This window comes from Modestobacter muralis, assembly GCF_010682105.1.
GTDB classification, from domain to species: domain Bacteria; phylum Actinomycetota; class Actinomycetes; order Mycobacteriales; family Geodermatophilaceae; genus Modestobacter; species Modestobacter muralis.
On the sequence record NZ_JAAGWH010000049.1, the window covers coordinates 173,179 to 190,152 of the forward strand.

The 16,974-nt window shown below is 75.5% G+C and carries 20 protein-coding genes; 10 read left to right on the forward strand and 10 right to left on the reverse strand.

Annotated features, from left to right (window positions below):
• The first annotated feature begins 191 nt into the window (after positions 1-191).
• Entirely contained in the window at positions 192-617 is a 426-nt protein-coding gene (ybaK, locus tag GCU67_RS16475) for a Cys-tRNA(Pro) deacylase (RefSeq protein WP_338105086.1), read from the forward strand.
• Between the two features lie 58 nt (positions 618-675).
• Here the strand turns inward: ybaK and GCU67_RS16480 are convergent, their stop codons facing one another.
• Both GCU67_RS16480 and GCU67_RS16485 read right to left on the reverse strand, forming a co-directional pair.
• Positions 676-2,205 (reverse strand): fused MFS/spermidine synthase, encoded by a 1,530-nt coding sequence (locus GCU67_RS16480; RefSeq protein WP_338105087.1) that lies wholly within the window; start codon positions 2,203-2,205, stop codon positions 676-678.
• Between the two features lie 2 nt (positions 2,206-2,207).
• Positions 2,208-2,954, reverse strand: coding sequence for an SOS response-associated peptidase (locus GCU67_RS16485; protein WP_163612291.1), 747 nt, complete (start codon positions 2,952-2,954; stop codon positions 2,208-2,210).
• Between the two features lie 120 nt (positions 2,955-3,074).
• Between GCU67_RS16485 and GCU67_RS16490 the strand changes: the two genes are divergently transcribed.
• Genes GCU67_RS16490 through rsgA form a run of 3 tightly spaced genes read left to right on the forward strand, consistent with a single transcriptional unit; the run spans position 3,075 to position 5,820 of the window.
• On the forward strand, positions 3,075-3,530 hold the full coding sequence (locus GCU67_RS16490; protein WP_163612293.1) for a YdeI/OmpD-associated family protein: 456 nt from the start codon (positions 3,075-3,077) through the stop codon (positions 3,528-3,530).
• Positions 3,527-4,804, forward strand: coding sequence for a 3-phosphoshikimate 1-carboxyvinyltransferase (gene aroA / locus GCU67_RS16495; protein ID WP_246215208.1), 1,278 nt, complete (start codon positions 3,527-3,529; stop codon positions 4,802-4,804). Before GCU67_RS16490 ends, aroA begins: the two co-directional genes overlap by 4 nt.
• Positions 4,801-5,820 (forward strand): ribosome small subunit-dependent GTPase A, encoded by a 1,020-nt coding sequence (gene rsgA / locus GCU67_RS16500; RefSeq protein WP_338105088.1) that lies wholly within the window; start codon positions 4,801-4,803, stop codon positions 5,818-5,820. The genes aroA and rsgA overlap by 4 nt, the downstream gene beginning before the upstream one ends.
• Before the next feature lie 85 nt (positions 5,821-5,905).
• On the opposite strand, the gene GCU67_RS16505 is transcribed toward rsgA, so the two are convergent.
• Positions 5,906-6,637 carry a Type 1 glutamine amidotransferase-like domain-containing protein gene (locus tag GCU67_RS16505; RefSeq protein WP_163612295.1) on the reverse strand — a complete coding sequence of 244 codons (732 nt, stop codon included), beginning with the start codon at positions 6,635-6,637 and terminating at the stop codon, positions 5,906-5,908.
• Entirely contained in the window at positions 6,637-7,173 is a 537-nt protein-coding gene (locus GCU67_RS16510) for a DUF2087 domain-containing protein (RefSeq protein ID WP_163612297.1), read from the reverse strand. Before GCU67_RS16510 ends, GCU67_RS16505 begins: the two co-directional genes overlap by 1 nt.
• Positions 7,174-7,235: 62 nt before the next feature.
• On the opposite strand from GCU67_RS16510, the gene GCU67_RS16515 reads away from it, so the two are divergent.
• On the forward strand, positions 7,236-7,418 hold the full coding sequence (locus GCU67_RS16515; protein WP_163612299.1) for a DUF2795 domain-containing protein: 183 nt from the start codon (positions 7,236-7,238) through the stop codon (positions 7,416-7,418).
• Between the two features lie 119 nt (positions 7,419-7,537).
• Positions 7,538-8,356, forward strand: coding sequence for a histidinol-phosphatase (gene hisN, locus GCU67_RS16520; RefSeq protein WP_163612301.1), 819 nt, complete (start codon positions 7,538-7,540; stop codon positions 8,354-8,356).
• A gap of 10 nt (positions 8,357-8,366) precedes the next feature.
• Here hisN and GCU67_RS16525 read toward each other — a convergent pair whose 3' ends face one another.
• The 3 genes from GCU67_RS16525 to GCU67_RS16535 form a co-directional block, all read right to left on the reverse strand.
• Positions 8,367-8,549 carry a hypothetical protein gene (locus GCU67_RS16525; RefSeq protein ID WP_163612303.1) on the reverse strand — a complete coding sequence of 61 codons (183 nt, stop codon included), beginning with the start codon at positions 8,547-8,549 and terminating at the stop codon, positions 8,367-8,369.
• A gap of 94 nt (positions 8,550-8,643) precedes the next feature.
• Entirely contained in the window at positions 8,644-10,038 is a 1,395-nt protein-coding gene (locus tag GCU67_RS22880) for an FGGY family carbohydrate kinase (RefSeq protein ID WP_338105089.1), read from the reverse strand.
• A gap of 69 nt (positions 10,039-10,107) precedes the next feature.
• Entirely contained in the window at positions 10,108-10,809 is a 702-nt protein-coding gene (locus GCU67_RS16535) for a GAF and ANTAR domain-containing protein (protein WP_163612305.1), read from the reverse strand.
• Between the two features lie 249 nt (positions 10,810-11,058).
• Here GCU67_RS16535 and GCU67_RS16540 point away from each other — a divergent pair, with 249 nt between their 5' ends.
• Positions 11,059-12,453: a cystathionine beta-synthase gene (locus GCU67_RS16540; protein WP_163612306.1), complete on the forward strand. Its 1,395-nt coding sequence runs from the start codon at positions 11,059-11,061 to the stop codon at positions 12,451-12,453.
• On the forward strand, positions 12,450-13,589 hold the full coding sequence (locus tag GCU67_RS16545; RefSeq protein ID WP_163612308.1) for a cystathionine gamma-synthase: 1,140 nt from the start codon (positions 12,450-12,452) through the stop codon (positions 13,587-13,589). Before GCU67_RS16540 ends, GCU67_RS16545 begins: the two co-directional genes overlap by 4 nt.
• A 102-nt stretch (positions 13,590-13,691) precedes the next feature.
• On the opposite strand, the gene map is transcribed toward GCU67_RS16545, so the two are convergent.
• Complete coding sequence (gene map / locus GCU67_RS16550; RefSeq protein ID WP_163612310.1) at positions 13,692-14,462, reverse strand: type I methionyl aminopeptidase; 771 nt, start codon at positions 14,460-14,462, stop codon at positions 13,692-13,694.
• Between the two features lie 52 nt (positions 14,463-14,514).
• On the opposite strand from map, the gene GCU67_RS16555 reads away from it, so the two are divergent.
• Together GCU67_RS16555 and GCU67_RS16560 are read left to right on the forward strand one after the other, a co-directional pair.
• Positions 14,515-14,778: a helix-turn-helix domain-containing protein gene (locus GCU67_RS16555; RefSeq protein ID WP_163612312.1), complete on the forward strand. Its 264-nt coding sequence runs from the start codon at positions 14,515-14,517 to the stop codon at positions 14,776-14,778.
• A gap of 83 nt (positions 14,779-14,861) precedes the next feature.
• Positions 14,862-15,764, forward strand: a complete 903-nt coding sequence (locus tag GCU67_RS16560; protein ID WP_338105090.1) for a glycosyltransferase family 2 protein — start codon at positions 14,862-14,864, stop codon at positions 15,762-15,764.
• On the opposite strand, the gene GCU67_RS16565 is transcribed toward GCU67_RS16560, so the two are convergent.
• Together GCU67_RS16565 and GCU67_RS16570 are read right to left on the reverse strand one after the other, a co-directional pair.
• Entirely contained in the window at positions 15,742-16,611 is an 870-nt protein-coding gene (locus tag GCU67_RS16565) for a polysaccharide pyruvyl transferase family protein (RefSeq protein ID WP_163612314.1), read from the reverse strand. The two genes, GCU67_RS16560 and GCU67_RS16565, sit on opposite strands and share 23 nt — an antisense overlap.
• A 37-nt stretch (positions 16,612-16,648) precedes the next feature.
• On the reverse strand, positions 16,649-16,930 hold the full coding sequence (locus GCU67_RS16570; protein WP_163612315.1) for a GNAT family N-acetyltransferase: 282 nt from the start codon (positions 16,928-16,930) through the stop codon (positions 16,649-16,651).
• Positions 16,931-16,974: the final 44 nt, after the last annotated feature.

The following is a 16,974-nucleotide window of genomic DNA, read 5'->3' on the forward strand; positions in this document are numbered from 1 at the left end:
CCCGCGCGCTGTGCGCGCCGGTGCTCCCGGGACTGTGCTGCTCACGGTCGGTGCAACGGCACCCGGCCGGAGTCGATTCCCCGATCCGGCCGGTCGGTGTCCCGCCCGGTCCGCCGGGGGTCCTAGGCTGCGGCGCCGTGGCGGCGACACCTGCGATACGTGCACTGGAGAGGGCCGGGGTGGCCTGCTCCGTGCACGAGTACGACCCGGCCGACGGCGCGGACGGGCACGGGTACGGGGAGGTGGCTGCCGCAGCACTGGGCGTCGACCCGGCGCGGGTGTTCAAGACCCTGGTCACCCGGGTCGACGGCGCGCTCACGGTGGCCGTCGTGCCGGTCAGCGGGTCCCTGGACCTCAAGGCGCTGGCCGCGGCGGCCGGCGGTCGGAAGGCGGCGATGGCCGACCCTCCCGACGCCGAGCGGGCCACCGGCTACGTGCTCGGCGGGATCAGCCCGCTCGGCCAGCGCAAGGCCCTGCCCACCGTGGTCGACGACAGCGCGCTGACGCTGGACACCGTGCTGGTCAGCGCCGGCCGCCGCGGTCTACAGGTCGAGCTCTCCCCCACCGACCTGGTGCGGCTGACCCGCGCCCGCACCGCCCCGATCGCCCGCTGTTGAAGGACCCCCGTGCCCCCCACGACTCGCGAGCTCGCCGCGGGGCCCTGCACGGGGGCCGTCACCCGTAGGGGGTGAGCAGCTGGTCGACCGGGGCGAAGTCGTCGGTGAGGACGCCGGCGTCGCCGATGAAGCCGGTGAGCTCGTCCCCGGCGGCGACCTGCCAGGCGAGCCCGCGCCCGGCCATCGTCGCGGCGATCGCGTCGGCCGGCAGCGGACGCCGGGACGCCACGGCGACGACGTTGCCGCCGTCCTCACCGGCCAGCACCGGCGCCCGGGCCAGCAGCAGCACCTCGGGGAACACCGACCGCAGGGTGGCGAGCTCCGCGCGCACGAAGTCCAGCGGCGGGTGGTCGATGAGGTTGACCGCGTAGACGCCGTCGTCGGCGAGGGCCCCGTCGACCAGCTCCAGCGCCTCGGTGGTGGTCAGCTGCCAGGGCACCGAGAGGCCTCCGAAGGCGTCACCCACCACCAGGTCGCGCGCTCCGGCCGGCTCGGAGTCCAGCGCCACCCGCGCGTCACCGACCCGCACCTCGAGCTCGGGTGAGGTGCGCAGCCCCAGCTCCTGCTCGTCGACGTCGACGACCCCGGGGTCGACCTCCAGCACCCGGCTCACCGTGCCCGGGCGCACCTCCGCCAGGTACCGCGGCAGCGTCGCGCCACCGCCCCCGACGTGCAGCGCCGACAGCGGGGCGCCCGCTGGGGCCATCGCGTCGGTGACCGAGGCGATGGCCTGCACGTACTCGAACTCCAGGTACGTCGGGTCGGCCAGGTCGACGTAGGAGTGGCGGAGCGTGTCGAGCACCAGCACCCGGCCGCTGTCGCGTTCGGGGTCGGCCTCGACCCGCGCGCAGTGGTACGCGGTCTCCTGCTCGCACGGGGTGGGCGCGACCGCGGCGAGCAGCGGCGTCGCCATGGCCAGCACCAGCAGACCGACCGGCAGTCGCGCGGTGACGCCGGGCGCGCTGCGGCGCAGCAGCAGCGCCAGGGCCAGCCCGACCAGCACCACCAGGACCCCGGTGCCGACGAGGATCACGCTGCTGGGCAGCACCGCGACCAGCAGGAAGCCGGTCGCGAAGGTGGCCACGATGCCGCCGAGGGTGCCGATGCCGGACAGTCGGCCGACCACCGACCCGGTCTCGGCGAGGCTGCCCAGCTGCATGGCCACCACCATGGGCGGCACGGCGGACAGCAGCGCGGCCGGCACGACGACCGCGACCGCGGCCAGCAGCAGGACGTTGCCCGCCGCGGCTCCGGTGAGCAGCTCACCGGCGAACCGCACCAGCGGCAGGACGGCGACCACGAGCGCCCCGCCGGCGACCAGCAGCGGGGCGATCAGCCGGCGCGGGTCGGTACGGTCCGCGGCCGCCCCGCCGGCCCAGGCGCCGATCGCGATGGCGGCCAGCGCGAAGCCGATGATCGCGGTGTTGGTCTGCAGCGTGATGCCGACGTAGGGGGCGATCAGCCGCAGGCCCACCACCTCGAGCACCAGCACCGAGCCCGAGGCCAGGAAGGTGACCCCGGCGGCGATCCAGTCCGGCAGCGCGCGGGACCCGGGCAGCGGCGCCCCGGGGGCATGCGTGCCCCCCACGGTCAGAAGAGAGCCGGCTGGTCGGCCGGCTCGCTGATCTGCTCCTGGCGGGCGGTGAGCTGCGGCCCGTTGTTCGCCACGTTGCCCACGGCCACACCCACCGGCCGGATCTCCAGCCGCTCGACGTACTCCGGCGGGGTCGGTGCCGCCACCTGCGTGACGTCCTCCTGCGCCGGGTCCAGCCACTGCGCCCAGCGGTCCGGCGGCAGGACCAGCGGCATGCGCGGGTGCACCTCGGCCAGCGCGCCGACGGCGGGCGCCGTGACCACGGTGCAGGTGTAGAGCCGGTCGTCCCCGCGGCCCCAGACCTCCCAGAGGCCGGCGAAGGCCAGCCCGCTGCCGTCCTGCGGCGTCACGAAGTACGGCTGCTTGCCCGGGGCGTCGTGCCGGGGCGCCCACTCGTACCAGCCGTCGGCGGGCACCAGGCAGCGCCGGCTGGCGGCGGCGGTGCGGAAGGCGGGCTTCTCGGTCAGCGACTCGACCCGGGCGTTGAGCATCCGGTTGCCGATCGAGACGTCCTTGGCCCAGGAGGGCACCAGGCCCCAGCGCACGGCCCGCAGCTCACGGTGCCCGCCGCCGGTCAGCGCACCCTCGGCGTCCCGTTCCTCCTTGTGCCGCACGACGTACACGCTCTTGGTGGGAGCCACGTTGTGGTCGGCCGGCAGCGGCGTCTGCCCCTCGGCGACGACGGCCTCGAACTCGACCACCAGGTCCTCCGGACGGCGGCTGGCGGCGTACCGACCACACATGACGGCTCCTCCCCGGGCCTCCCCGGTGCAGGTGGCCCGGCTCCGAGGGTAGGGGCGGGTACCGACAACGGGGGTCCGGGCGCTGCCGGGGACGCCGGGGAGCTGCCATCCTGTGCGGCCATGAGGTTCTCCACCACCGTCGAGCTGGGCGGGAAGACCGCCACCGGCATGGCCGTCCCCACCGAGGTCGTCGAGGCGCTCGGCGCGGGGAGGAAGCCGCCGGTCACGGTGACCGTGGGCGGGCACACCTACCGGAGCACGATCGCCTCGATGGGCGGGCGCTTCCTGCTGCCGCTGAGCGCGGAGAACCGGACGGCGGCGGGACTGGCGGCCGGCGACGCCGTGGAGGTGGACGTCGAGCTCGACGAGGCCCCGCGGGCGGTCGAGGTGCCCACCGACCTCGCCGAAGCCCTGGACGCCGAGCCGACCGCCCGGGCCCGGTTCACCGGGCTCTCCTACAGCGCCCAGCGCCGACACGTGCTGGCGGTCGAGGGCGCGAAGGCCGAGGCCACCCGGCAGCGGCGGGTGGCCGCCGTGGTCGCCGCGCTCCTCGCCGAGCCCGGCAGGGCAGGATGACCACCATGGTCGAGGTCTGGGCACCCCCGTCGCGCCGCACCCCGGTGGACGCGGTCGTCGCCCTGCCCGGCTCCAAGTCGATCACCGCCCGTGCCCTCGTGCTGGCGGCGGTCGCCGCCGGCCCGAGCCGGCTGGTCCGCCCGCTGCGGGCCCGCGACACCGACCTGATGGCCGCCGGCCTCCGCGCGCTCGGCGTCGGGGTCACCGAGGACGGCGACGACTGGCTGGTCACCCCCGGTGAGCTGCGCGGCCCGGCCGAGGTCGACGCCGGGCTGGCCGGCACCGTGCTGCGCTTCCTGCCCCCGGTGGCCGCGCTGGCGACCGGTCCGGTCCGGCTCGACGGCGACCCGCGGCTGCGGGACCGGCCGAACTCCGGGCTGATCGCCGGGCTGCGCGACCTCGGCGTCCGGGTCGACGACGACGGCCGTGGGCGCGCCCCGTTCACCGTGCACGGCACCGGGGCGGTGCGCGGCGGCCCGGTCACCGTCGAAGCCAGCGAGTCCAGCCAGGTGGTCTCCGGCCTGCTGCTGGCCGCGGCCCGCTACGACGAGGGCATCGAGCTCACCGTGGCCGGCAGCCTCCCCTCGCTCCCCCACGTGCAGATGACCGTGCGCACGCTGGCCGAGCACGGTGTGCAGGTCACCGTCACCGACGGCGGCTGGCGGGTCGCCCCGGGGTCGGTGACGCCGCTGGACCGGGTCGTCGAGCCCGACCTGTCCAACGCCGCCCCGTTCCTCGGCGCGGCGCTCGTCACCGGCGGCCGGGTCACCGTCCGCGACTGGCCCACCGACACCACCCAGCCCGGCGCCCAACTGGACCGGCTGCTCACCGCGATGGGCGCCGACGTCGTCCGCACCGAGGTGGGCCTGCAGGTCACCGGCGGCGACCGGATCGCCCCGCTGGACGCCGACCTCGGCGAGGTCGGCGAGCTGACCCCGGTCCTCGCCGCGCTGTGCGCCCTGGCCGACGGCCCCTCGCGGCTGACCGGCATCGCCCACCTGCGCGGCCACGAGACCGACCGGCTGCAGGCACTGGAGGAGGTGCTGACCGCCGTCGGCGCCCGGGTCGAGCAGCTGCCCGACGGACTGGTCGTCACCCCGGGGCCGCGGCGCGCGGCCCGGCTGGACTCCTACGCCGACCACCGGATGGTGCACGCGGCGGCACTGCTCGGGCTGGCGATCGACGGCGTCGAGGTCAGCGACCCCGGGGCGGTGGCCAAGACGTTGCCCGACTTCACCGAGCGCTGGGCCCGCCTGCTGGGAGCGGCCGCGTGAGCGGGCGGCGGATGGACAGCCGGTCCGACGAGGACGACGTCCGCGTCCGGGCGTCCCGGCACGGTTCCCGGCCGCGCACCCGCACCCGGCCGGCGCACGAGGAGGCCGTGCCCGGGCTGGTGGTCGCCGTCGACCGCGGCCGGATGACCGTGCGCGTGCAGGGCCCCGAGGGCGCACCGGTCGAGGTGACCGCCATGCGCGCCCGGGAGCTGGGCAAGCACGGCGTGGTGGTCGGCGACCGGGTGCGGGTCGTGGGTGACACCTCCGGGCGCACCGACAGCCTGGCCAGGATCGTCACCATCGCCGACCGGGTCACCTCGCTGCGCCGCACCGCCGACGACACCGACCCGACCGAGCGGATCGTGGTGGCCAACGCCGACCAGCTCGTGGTGGTCACCTCGATCGCCGACCCGGAGCCCGCGCTGGGCTTCCTCGACCGGTGCCTGGTCGCCGCGTACGCCGGTGGGCTCACCCCCCTGCTGGTGCTGACCAAGAACGACCTGGCCAGCGCCCAGCCGCTGCTGGACCGCTACACCGGCCTGGACGTCGACGCGGTCCCGATGTCCCCCGAGGCGCCGCTGGAGGACCTCGTCACCCGCCTCCGCGACCAGATGAGCGTGCTGGTCGGGCAGTCCGGGGTGGGCAAGTCCACCCTGTTCAACCGGCTGGTGCCCGGCGCCTTCCGGGCCACCGGCGACGTCAGCAAGATCGGCAAGGGCCGGCACACGTCGTCCTCGGCGGTGCTGCTGGACCTGCCCGGCGGCGGCACGCTCATCGACACCCCGGGGATCCGCTCCTTCGGCCTGGCGCACGTCACCGCCGGTGACGTCCTCGCCGCCTTCGACGACCTGGCCGAGGCCTCCGCCGACTGCCCGCCCATGTGCGGGCACACAGCCGAGGACCCCGGCTGCGCCCTCGACCCGTGGGCCGCCGCCGGCCCGCCGGCCCGCAGCGAGCGCCTGGCCAGCTTCCGCCGCCTGCTCACCGCCGTCGGTCAGCTCACCCCCGGTCACTGAAGCAGCCGCCGACCCAGGCATAGGTGCCTTTACCTGCGTTCCCGGCGGCAGGACGCACGTATTGGTACCAATGCCCGAGGGGCCGTCAGAGCTGGCGGGGGACCACGGGGCGCTCGAAGAAGCCGCCCTCACCGTCGGGGTCGACGCGCCAGGCGCGGGCACCCGGGCGGGCGGTGACCGTCTCGGCCAGCGCGGTGCCCAGGTAGTACAGGCCGACGCCGTCCTCGGTGGCGTAGCCGCCGGGGAGCTCGCCTGCGGCCACCATCCGCCGGTAGGACGCACGCCGGGGCAGATCGGTGAGGTCGTCGTGCACCGCGTTGCTGTGCGGGATCAGCCCGAGCCCCTCGGTGAAGGGCGCCAGCCGCTCCGACCACGCGTCGGTCGGGCCGCCCACGTGCCAGCACAGACTGCCCGCGCTCGGCCCGGCGAGCACGACGCCGGCCTCCCAGCACTCGCGCAGCAGCTCGGCGAGCCCGTGCGCCCGCCACACCGCCAGCAGGTTGACCACGCTCCCGCCCTCGACGAGGACGACGTCCTGGGTCAGCAGGTGGGTCCGCAGGTCGGGCAGGCTCGGCCGCGGGAACAGCTGCAGCACGCTGAGGACGACGTCGTCCCGGCCGCCGAGGACCCGCTGGTAGGCCGAGACCGCGGCCGGGTCGTCGCCCACCGCGGTGGGCAGGTAGCACAGCCGCACCGGCCCGGGCTCCTGGCGGCGGGCGGCACCGAGGGCCAGCACGTGCTCCAACAGCGGGCGGTTGCCGCGCTCCCCCGGCCGGGGCTCCAGCACCCCGGAGAAGGCGAACACCTGACGGCGCATCACACCGCCACGTACCCGCCGCTGCGCCAGTAGACGCCCGCGTCCCGGCTGAGCAGCCCCTCGTCCACCAGGTACCGGCGCAGCGCCGCGACGTCGGGGTGCCAGGCGGCCAGCAGCGCGTTGACCTCGCGCTCGGGGTAGCGGACGCCGGGCTCGAAGACGTGCACCAGGTGCTCGAGCACGACCAGCCGCTTGGCCCGCTGGGCGGGCACGGACACCAGCCGGCCGTCGCGGAGGAAGGCGCGCAGCACGGCGTCCTGGCCGGGGTCCTCCGACAGCGGCTCGGGGGCCGGCGCGCTGGCCGCGGCGGCCCGGGCGGCCTCGCCGAAGCGCTCGGTGTGCAGCAGCAGCGTGTGCCCGTCGCGGTGCACCAGCCCCGCGCGGGCCAGCCGGCGGGCGGCGAGCGCGACGTCCTTCAGCGACAGGTCCGCGGCCTCGGCGACGTCGGAGATGGTGGTCGCGCCCAGCGCCAGGGCCGCAACCACCCTCAGCCGCACCGGATCGGCCAGCAGCCCGACGATCGTCCCGGCGTCCATGCCCCGACGGTATCCGGGGACCACGGGGAATCGGCGGGCCCGCTCCGGGGTAGGCACCCGCCATGGTGAGCCCGATCGACATCCAGAAGGCCCTGTCCGGCATCGAGTACCCCGCCAAGCGGGACGACGTGGTCAAGCACGCCGAGTCGCACGGCGGCGGCGACGACGTCCTCGAGGCCCTCAAGGGCATCGACGACCAGGAGTACGACACCCCCGCGGCCGTCAGCAAGGCCGTGTTCAACTGAAGGACCCCCTCTCCCCCCACCCCTCGCGAGCTCGGGGTGGGCCCCTGAGAGGGGGCCGTTCCAGCCCGTCGCCGTCGTCGGGCGGGGCCGTCCCGGTCCCGCCCGATAGGTTCGCTCCCATGACGGCTGGCCAGCGGGGTTACAACGAGGACATGCGCCTGGCGCACGTGCTGGCCGACCAGGCCGACGCGATCAGCCTGGAGCGGTTCCGCGCGCAGGACCTCAAGGTCGACACCAAGCCCGACCTCACGCCGGTCACCGACGCCGACCACCGGGTCGAGGAGCAGCTGCGCATCACGCTCTCCCGCGCCCGCACCCGGGACGCCGTGCTGGGCGAGGAGTTCGGCAGCACCGGCCGCGGCGAGCGGCGCTGGGTCATCGACCCCATCGACGGCACGAAGAACTTCGTCCGCGGCGTGCCGGTGTGGGCGACGCTGATCGCCCTGCTGGACGGCGGCATGCCCGTGGTCGGACTGGTGTCGGCCCCGGCGCTCAACCGGCGCTGGTGGGCCGCGGCGGGCACCGGTGCCTGGACCGGTCGCCGGCTGGAGAACGCCACCCGCTGCACCGTGTCGGAGGTGGGCGACCTGGCCGATGCGAGCCTGTCGTACTCGTCGCTGTCCGGCTGGGAGGAGCGCGACCTCCTCGACCCGTTCCTGGACCTGACCCGCGCGGTCTGGCGCACCCGCGCCTACGGCGACTTCTGGAGCTACATGATGGTGGCCGAGGGCGCCGTCGACGTGGCCTGCGAGCCCGAGGTCTCGCTGTGGGACCTGGCCGCCCTCGACGTCATCGTGCGCGAGGCCGGCGGGGCGTTCACCGACCTCTCCGGTGCGGCCGGTCCTGCCGGTGGCAGCGCCGTGGCCAGCAACGGCGTGCTGCACCCCGACGTGCTGACGGCGCTCGCCCCCCGAGAGGGACGGGCGCCGTCGGTGTGACCCGCCGGGGTCAGCGGACCGGGCCGGACCCGTTCCCGCGGCCGCCCTGGAAGCGCCGGCGGGCCTCCTCGATCTTGGCTCGGTTCTTCGGGTCCTTGGCGAACGTCTGGGCCTTGTCCGTCGCCTGACGGATGACCTGCTTGCCCTTCGGGCTGTTCGCGAACTGGATGACCTTGTTCAACAGCGACGCCACGACGCGTCCACCCCCTGTGCTCCGGAGAGCCCCGGACGGGCTCCGCTCGTCGATGTCAACGGTGACAGCCGCCGAGTCGTTCCGCTCGGTGAGCTCAGGTCTGCGCGGTCCACCGCTCCCGGACGACGGCCGCAGCGGCCTGCTGCCGGGGCTCGACCACCGGGTCCCCCACCCGCTGCGGCACCAGCTCCCGGCCCACCCCGCGGGCGGCGAGCACCGCGGCGCCGGCGGCCGAGGCGCTGCGCACCTGCACGTGCTGCACCGGCCGGCCCAGCACGTCGGCCAGCAGCTGCTGGACGCCGGGGTCCCGCGCGCCGCCCCCCGTGAGCACGACCAGCCCGTCCCCCGGCCCCAGCAGGTCCAGGCCCGCGGCCACCGCGCAGACCACGCCCTCCAGCGCCGCGCGGGCCAGGTCGGCGCGGGTCGTGTCGGCCGACAGCCCGGTCCAGCTCCCCCGCGCCCCCGGGCCGGCCACCCCGCCGCGCTCCCCGGTGAGGAAGGGCGCGAAGGACACCCCGCCGGCGCCGATGGGTGACGCCGCGAGGCTGCCGGCCAGCCCGGCCCAGTCCAGGCCCAGGACGCTGCCCACCCACGACCACGCGGTGCCGGCGTTCTGCAGCGCCGCCATGGCGTACCAGCCGTCCTCGACGTCGGCGAAGCAGTGGACGACGGGGTCCTCGGCCGGTGCGGGCGCCACCCGGGGCCGCAGCAGCTGGGCCCCGGACCCGAGGTTGACCTGGACACCGCGCCCGGTGCCGGCGGCCAGCAGCGCGAGCGGGGTGTCGGCGCCGCCCACGACGACCGGGGTGTCCCCGCCGAGCAGCCCGGTGGTGCCGACGACCTCGTGCCCCGGCCGGACCGCGGGCAGCAGACCCGGGTCGACCCCCGCAGCCGCGGTGGCGGCCGCCGACCAGCCGTCGGCGGGGACGTCCCACAGCAGGGTGGCCGAGGCGTCGCTGCGATCGGTCACCGCCGGGTCGGTGCCGAGGACCAGCGCGGCGCGGACGGCGTCCTTGGGCAGCAGCACCGTGGCCGCGCGGGCCACCAGCCCGGGCTCGTGCACGGCGAGCCAGGCCAGCAGCGGCCCGGTCATGCCGGCCGCCAGCGGGTTGGCCAGCGCCGCGCGGTCGGCGGCGGGCAGCTCCCGCCACCGCTGCAGCTCCGCCGCGGCCCGCTGGTCGGGCCACAGCAGCGCCGGGGCCAGCGCGGCACCGGCCGCGTCGACCAGCACCGCGCCGTGCATCTGGCCGGACAGCCCGAGCGCGGCGACCGGACGGCCCCCGAGCCGGTGGACCAGCTCGGCCCGGGCGTCGTCCAGGGCGCGCAGCCAGACCGCGACCGGCGTCTGCGCCCAGCCCGGCCGCGGCCGGTCGACGTCGTAGGCCGCCTCGCTCTCGGCGACCACCACCCCGGCGTCGTCCAGGGCCGCGAGCTTGAGCCCGCTGGTGCCCAGGTCGGCCCCCACCACGACCGCGTCGGGCACGGTCACGGCAGCCCCGCACCGCGGGCGGACCGGAGAGGCGTCATGCGGTGGCCTTCGTGTCGCCGGCCGAGACGGTCAGGCGCCGGCCAGCACGCCGGTGGTGGTCAGCTCCTCGGCGACGTCACGCAGCTTGACGTTGTGGCGCTGCGAGGCGTGGGTGAGCAGGGTGAACGCCTGCTCGGCGGTGATCTTGTACCGCTCCATCAGGATGCCCTTGGCCTGCTCGATGACCCCACGTGAGGCCATCGCCCGGCGCATGTTCAGCACGTCGTCGCTGGCCCGCGCGGCGGCCTCGGCGTTGCCGACCGCGATCGCCACGAAGGCGGCGACCTCCTCGCCCAGGGCGACGTCGGCGTCGCCGAAGGCGTGCGACCGGAAGGCGTAGTTGTTCAGCGCGCCGATGGTGGCGCCCTGGAAGGGCAGCGGGACCGACAGCGAGCTGCCCACCCCGCGCTCGGCAGCGTGCACCGCGTAGTCGGGCCAGCGCTGCTCGGTGGCCATGTCGTGGACCACGAAGAGCTCGCCCGCGCGGCCGGCGTCCAGGCAGGGGCCGTAGCCGCGCTCGTACTGCAGCTCGTCGGCGTCCATCGCGATCTGACCGTCGTAGGCCGCGGTGAACGCACGGTCGTCGCGGATGAGCGTTATCGAGGTGGCGTCGGCGCCGGGCATCACGCCGCGGGAGATCTGCACGATCTCGGTCAGGACCTCGGGCAGCTCGCGGCCGACGAGGACGACACCGGCGAGGCGCTCGTGGAGCGCGCCGAGGGTGGCGGTCATGACAGTGCGTCTCTCTTCCGGCCGGGCTGGGACGTCGTGTGGTCGACGTCCGGCTGCCCGCTCGGGCTGCAGGCGTCAACAAGGATAGACGGCGCGCGGAGGCGACTCACCGTGCTGCTGGACACGATCGCACACGACCTGCCTCAGGAGACGGTCCTCCGGGCGGCAGCAGCCTCCTCGGGCCCGGGTCTGATGGGATGGGCACACGGGCAGCGGTAAACGGCTGCGCCCGGTGTCGAGGAGGCCCGCGTGCAGTACGCCGAGTCCGTCATCGAGCTCATCGGTGACACACCCCTGGTGCGGCTGCGGTCGGTCACCGCCCACCTGGGGCCGGATGCACCCCTGGTGCTGGCCAAGGTCGAGTACCTCAACCCGGGCGGCTCGGTGAAGGACCGGATCGCCGTGCGCATGGTCGAGGCCGCCGAGGCCTCCGGCGCCCTGCAGCCCGGCGGCACGATCATCGAGCCGACCAGCGGCAACACCGGCATCGGGCTGGCCCTGGTCGCGCAGACCCGCGGCTACACGTGCGTCTTCGTCTGCCCGGACAAGGTGGGTGCGGAGAAGATCAACGTGCTGCGGGCCTACGGCGCCGAGGTGCACGTCTGCCCGACCGCCGTCGACCCGGCCGACCCGCGCTCCTACTACTCGGTCTCCGACCGGCTGGCCCGGGAGACCCCTGGCGGCTGGAAGGCCGACCAGTACGCCAACCCGGCCAACCCGCGCTCGCACTACGAGACCACCGGCCCGGAGATCTGGGCGCAGACCGACGGCCGGGTCACCCACTTCGTGACCGGCGCGGGCACCGGCGGCACGATCTCCGGCGTCGGCCGCTACCTCAAGGAGGCCAGCGGCGGCCGGGTGCACGTGACCGGCGCCGACCCCGAGGGCTCGGTCTACTCCGGTGGCACCGGGCGGCCCTACCTCGTCGAGGGGGTGGGCGAGGACTTCTGGCCCGAGGCCTACGACAAGTCGATCGCCGACGAGATCATCGCGGTCTCCGACGGCGACTCCTTCGCCATGACCCGGCGGCTGGCCCGCGAGGAGGGCCTGCTGGTCGGCGGCTCCTGCGGCATGGCCGTGGTCGCGGCCCTCCGGGTCGCCGAGCGGCTCACGAAGGACGACGTCCTGGTGGTGCTGCTGCCCGACGGTGGCCGCGGCTACCTGAACAAGATCTTCAACGACGAGTGGATGGCCGACTACGGCTTCCTGACCGCGTCGGGCGGGGAGACCGTCGGCGAGCTGCTGGACACCAAGTCCGACGCCACCCCGACGCTGGTTCACACCCACCCGACCGAGACCGTCCGGGACGCGATCGACATCCTGCGCGAGTACGGCGTCAGCCAACTGCCGGTGGTCAAGGCCGAGCCGCCGGTGACCGCCGGCGAGGTGGTCGGCTCGGTGGCGGAGAAGGCGCTGCTGGACGCCCTGTTCTCCGGGCGGGCCACCCTCTCGGACCCGGTGGAGCGGCACATGTCCGCGCCGCTGCCGATCATCGGCTCCGGCGAGCCGGTCACCGCCGCCGTCGCCGCGCTGGGTGACGCCGACGCGCTGCTGGTGCACGTCGACGGCAAGCCCGCCGGCGTGGTCACCCGGCAGGACGTCCTCGGGCACCTCGTCGGTCTGCCGCCTACGGTCGCCTCATGACCGGTTTCAACACGCGCGCCATCCACGCCGGCCAGGAGCCGGACCCGGCGACCGGGGCGGTGATCCCGCCGATGCACCTGACCACCACCTACAAGCAGGACGGCGTCGGCGGCCTGCGCAACGGCTACGAGTACAGCCGCAGCGCGAACCCCACCCGCGACACCCTGCAGACCGCGCTGGCCTCGCTCGAGCAGGGCACCCGCGCGATGACCTTCTCCTCCGGCCTGGCCGCCGAGGACGTCCTGCTGCGCACCGTCTGCCGGCCCGGCGACCAGATCGTGCTGGGCGGGGACGCCTACGGCGGCACGTACCGGCTGATCTCGAAGGTGCTGGAGCCCTGGGGCGTCGGGCACTCCCCCGTCGACCTCGACGACCTGGACGCCGTCCGTGCGGCGGTCGCGCCGGAGACGACCCGGGTGCTGTGGTGCGAGACCCCCAGCAACCCGCTGCTCAACATCGCCGACATCGCCACGCTGGCGGACATCGCGCACGCCGCCGGCACGCTGCTGGTCGTCGACAACACCTTCGCCAGCCCCTACCTGCAGCAGCCGCTGACGCTGGGCGCCGACGTCGTCGTCCACTCCACGACGAAGTACCTGGGCGGGCACTCCGACGTCGTCGGCGGTGCGCTGGTGGTCTCCGACGCCGAGCTCGGCGAGCGGCTGGCGTACCTGCAGAACGCCGCCGGCGCGGTCAACGGCCCGTTCGACGCGTGGCTGCTGCTGCGCAGCCTGAAGACCCTGGGCGTGCGCATGGACCGGCACAGCGCCAACGCCGGCCGGATCGCCGAGTGGCTGCTGGAGCACTCAGCGGTCTCCGCCGTGCTCTACCCGGGGCTGCCGGAGCACCGCAACCACGAGGTCGCGGCGAAGCAGATGTCGCAGTTCGGCGGGATGGTGTCGTTCCGCCTCAAGGCCGGCGAGGAGGCCGCGCTGCAGGTCTGCGAGCGGGCCCGGGTGTTCACCCTGGCCGAGTCCCTCGGCGGCGTCGAGTCGCTGATCGAGCACCCGCACCGGATGACCCACGCCAGCGCCGCCGGCTCGCCCCTGGAGGTGCCCGCGGACCTCGTGCGGCTGTCGGTGGGCATCGAGGACGTCGACGACCTGCTGGCCGACCTCGACCAGGCCCTGGGCTGAGCCGCCCGCCGTCCTCGCGGACGTCGTTGTGCGCTGGTGGTCGTCTCGCGGCAGCGGAGGCGACCACCAGCGCACATCCGCTGCCTCACGAACAGGACTCCCCTAGGCCGGGAGGGTGAGGATGCGGGGGCCGTCGTCGGTGACCGCGACGGTGTGCTCTACGTGGGCGGCGCGGCTGCCGTCGGCGCTGCGCAGCGTCCAGCCGTCGGCGTCCACCCGGTAGTCGTCGGAACCGCCGGCGAGGAACCACGGCTCGATGGCGATGACCAGCCCGGCCCGCAGCTTCAGGCCGCGCCCGGCCCGCCCCTCGTTGGGGACGCTGGGCGCCTCGTGCATCGACCGGCCGATGCCGTGGCCACCCTGGTCTGTGTTGATCCCGCAGCCGCCCGCGCGGCCCACCTCGCCGATGGCCGCCGAGACGTCACCGAGCCGGCCGCCGACGACGGCCGCCGCGATGCCCGCCTCCAGCGCCCGGGTGGTGGTGTCGAGCAGCCGCCGGTCCTCCTCGCGGGGCGTGCCGACCGGGAAGGTGATCGCGGCGTCGCCCACCCAGCCGTCGAGGGTGGCCCCGGCGTCGACGCTGAGCAGGTCGCCGTCCTCGAGCTCCTGGGACGTCGGGATGCCGTGCAGCGCCACGTCGTTGACCGACAGGCAGACCACGCCCGGGAACGGCGGCGTGCTGCGCAGCGGCGCGTAGCCCAGGAACGGGGACGTGGCCCCGGCGTCGGCCAGCACCTGCCGGGCGGCCTGGTCGAGCTGGGTCAGCCGGACGCCGGGGGCGGCGAGCTCCCGCACCGCCGCGTGCATCTGGGCGACCACCGCGCCGGCGGCCCGCATGGCCTCGATCTCGCCCGGGGTGCGCAGTTCGATCACGTCGTCGTCCTCCTGGTTCCGGTATTGCTATCCCGGTATTACTATCACGGCCATGGTGCGACCCCCGTTGAGCCCGGAAGAACGTGAGCGCGGCCGTCGGCTGGGCGCCCTGCTGCGCGCGGCCCGCGGCACCCGCACCCCCGGCGAGGTCGCCCTGGCGTCCGGGGTGAGCCTGGAGGCGCTGCGCAAGATCGAGTCCGGCCGGGTCCCGACGCCGGCGTTCTTCACCGTCGCCGCCCTCGCCCGCGCCGTCGACCTGCCGCTCGACCAGCTGGCCGAGGCCCTCGACCTCACCGGCACCGCACTGTCGGCCTGACGGAGGACCCCCTGCCCCCCACCGCTCGCAGGCTCGCGGCGGGCCCCTGCAGGGGGGCCGTGCCCGCCGGGTAGAACTCCCTGGTGCACAGCGAGCCTGCGGTCAGCGTCGTCATCGCCACCCGCGACCGGCGGGAGTCGCTGCTGCGCTCCCTGACCCGGCTGGACACCGAGCAGCGGCTGCCGGTGGTCGTGGTCGACAACGCCTCCACCGACGGCAGCGCGGCCGCGGTCCGGGCGCAGCACCCGGACGTCGACGTCGTGCAGCTGGCGGCCAACGCCGGGGCGGTCGCGCGCACCGACGGCGTCCGGTCCGCGACGACCCGGTACGTGGCGTTCGCCGACGACGACTCGTGGTGGGAGCCCGGCTCGCTGGACGCAGCGGTCGCCCTGCTGGACGCCCACCCCCGGGTCGCCGTCGTCGTCGGTCGGGTCCGGATGGCCGGTGACGGCAGCGAGGACGCCGTCACCCGCAAGCACCGGCTCGCCCTGCTGGGCCGGTCGGCCGCCGGGCCCGGCGTGCTGAGCTTCCCGGCGTTCGCCGCGGTGGTCCGCCGGGACGCCTACCTCGGCGTCGGCGGGTTCTCCCGGTTGCTGTTCTTCGGCGGCGAAGAGCACCTGCTGGCGCTGGACCTGGCCGCCGCCGGCTGGGACCTGGTGTTCAGCGAGGACGTCGTCGCCTGGCACGACCCGGCGGGTCCGGACCGGCCGACCGCGGCCCGCTGGGCGCTGCAGACCCGCAACGACGTGCTCGTCGACTGGCTGCGCCGCCCGCTCCCCGTCGCGCTCGCCGCGACCGGCCGGCTGGCGCGCCGGGCGCGCACCGAGCCCGCGGCCCGGACGGCGCTCGCCGGGGTGGTCCGCCGGCTGCCGGCCGCGCTGCGTCAGCGGCGACCGGTGCCGGCCGAGGTCGAGCGCCGTTTCGCGACCGCGCAGCGGCCGGCGCCCCCGGGGCAGCAGGCGGTCAGCCCTGCAGCTGCCGGCTGAGCCACTCCCGGGCCAGCGCGTTGGCGGCTGCGCCCCGCTGCTGGGCCCCGGCGATCGCGTCGGTGAGCGTGCCGGACAGCGCGTGCTCGAGGGCGGCGTCGAGGGTGTGGGCGTCGACCTGGTCGCCCGGCACCACCAGCGGCCAGCCCAGCGCACCCGCCTGGGCGGTGACCTTCGCCCCGCCGACGATCGCGTCGCAGGCGATGACCGGCTTGCCGTGCGCGAGCCCGAGGACCAGCGCGTGCAGCCGCATGCTCACCACCGCGTCGGCCCGCCGGATGAGTGCCTCGACCTGCAGCGGGAAGCGCTCGTAGGGCTTCTCGTAGGAGTCCATGGTCAGCTCGAACCACGGGATCGCCCGGGCCGCGAGCCACCCCTCGATCGCGGCCCGCACCTCGACCGCCCGGCTCCGGTCGCCGTACTCCTCCTGCGGCGGGGCGAAGGCGACCGCCAGCACCGGGACGTCCGGCGTCCGGGTGGCCATGGCCAGGTCCGGGCGGGCCACCCCCGGGGCGTCGCGCTCCCAGACCTCGTGGAACAGCGCCCGGCCGGCGTCGGAGACCACCGAGACGTTGACCGCCCAGCGCTGCGCGCCGGAGAACGCCTCGGTCAGCTCGCGCAGCAGCGGGGTGTCCGAGATCGGCCCGCTGACGAAGACCAGGTGGGTGAAGTCGGCCGGGTCCAGCGCCCGCCAGTCCGGCCCGCGCACGAGGAAGGGCGCCCAGGCCACCGTGTGGTCGACGTCCAGCTCGCGCAGCCAGCCCGCCACCACCTCCGCGCCCAGGTCGTCACCGATGGTGGCGATCACCTCGTCGAAGCTGAACCAACCGGTGACCAGGACGCGCATGCCCCCAGCCTCCCAGGTGCCCCGGACGGCGAGGAGATCAGGCCTCCTGCGCCACCAGGTCGCGGTACTCGGGGTGGCGCTCGATCCAGCCCCGCACGAACGAGCACTGCGGGACGACGGTGCCGCCTGCGGCCCGGACGTCGTCCAGTGCGGCCCGGACCAGGGTGCTGCCCAGACCGGAGCCCTCGCTCTCGACCTCGGTGTGGGTGAACACCACCTGCGAGCCGTTGCGGAGGTAGGCGGCCACGCCCAGGAGGCGGTCGCCGTCCCGGATCTCGTAGCGGCTGTCCTGCGGGGCGTTCGAGACGGTCGGCTCCATGCCCGTCCCGAACGGCCCTCCCGGGCGGCGTGTTCCCGCCCGGG

Excerpts from the sequence above, each read along its gene's own strand:
- GCU67_RS16510 (WP_163612297.1), bottom strand. The coding sequence starts at position 7,173 with ATGGACGCCGGGACGATCGTCGGGCTGCTGGCCGATCCGGTGCGGCTG.
- GCU67_RS16545 (WP_163612308.1), top strand. The coding sequence starts at position 12,450 with ATGACCGGTTTCAACACGCGCGCCATCCACGCCGGCCAGGAGCCGGAC.
- GCU67_RS16555 (WP_163612312.1), top strand. The coding sequence starts at position 14,515 with ATGGTGCGACCCCCGTTGAGCCCGGAAGAACGTGAGCGCGGCCGTCGG.
- aroA (WP_246215208.1), top strand. The coding sequence starts at position 3,527 with ATGACCACCATGGTCGAGGTCTGGGCACCCCCGTCGCGCCGCACCCCG.
- GCU67_RS16570 (WP_163612315.1), bottom strand. The coding sequence starts at position 16,930 with ATGGAGCCGACCGTCTCGAACGCCCCGCAGGACAGCCGCTACGAGATC.
- hisN (WP_163612301.1), top strand. The coding sequence starts at position 7,538 with ATGACGGCTGGCCAGCGGGGTTACAACGAGGACATGCGCCTGGCGCAC.
- GCU67_RS16505 (WP_163612295.1), bottom strand. The coding sequence starts at position 6,637 with ATGCGCCGTCAGGTGTTCGCCTTCTCCGGGGTGCTGGAGCCCCGGCCG.
- GCU67_RS16485 (WP_163612291.1), bottom strand. The coding sequence starts at position 2,954 with ATGTGTGGTCGGTACGCCGCCAGCCGCCGTCCGGAGGACCTGGTGGTC.
- GCU67_RS16535 (WP_163612305.1), bottom strand. The coding sequence starts at position 10,809 with ATGACCGCCACCCTCGGCGCGCTCCACGAGCGCCTCGCCGGTGTCGTC.
- GCU67_RS16490 (WP_163612293.1), top strand. The coding sequence starts at position 3,075 with ATGAGGTTCTCCACCACCGTCGAGCTGGGCGGGAAGACCGCCACCGGC.
- GCU67_RS16565 (WP_163612314.1), bottom strand. The coding sequence starts at position 16,611 with ATGCGCGTCCTGGTCACCGGTTGGTTCAGCTTCGACGAGGTGATCGCC.
- GCU67_RS16515 (WP_163612299.1), top strand. The coding sequence starts at position 7,236 with ATGGTGAGCCCGATCGACATCCAGAAGGCCCTGTCCGGCATCGAGTAC.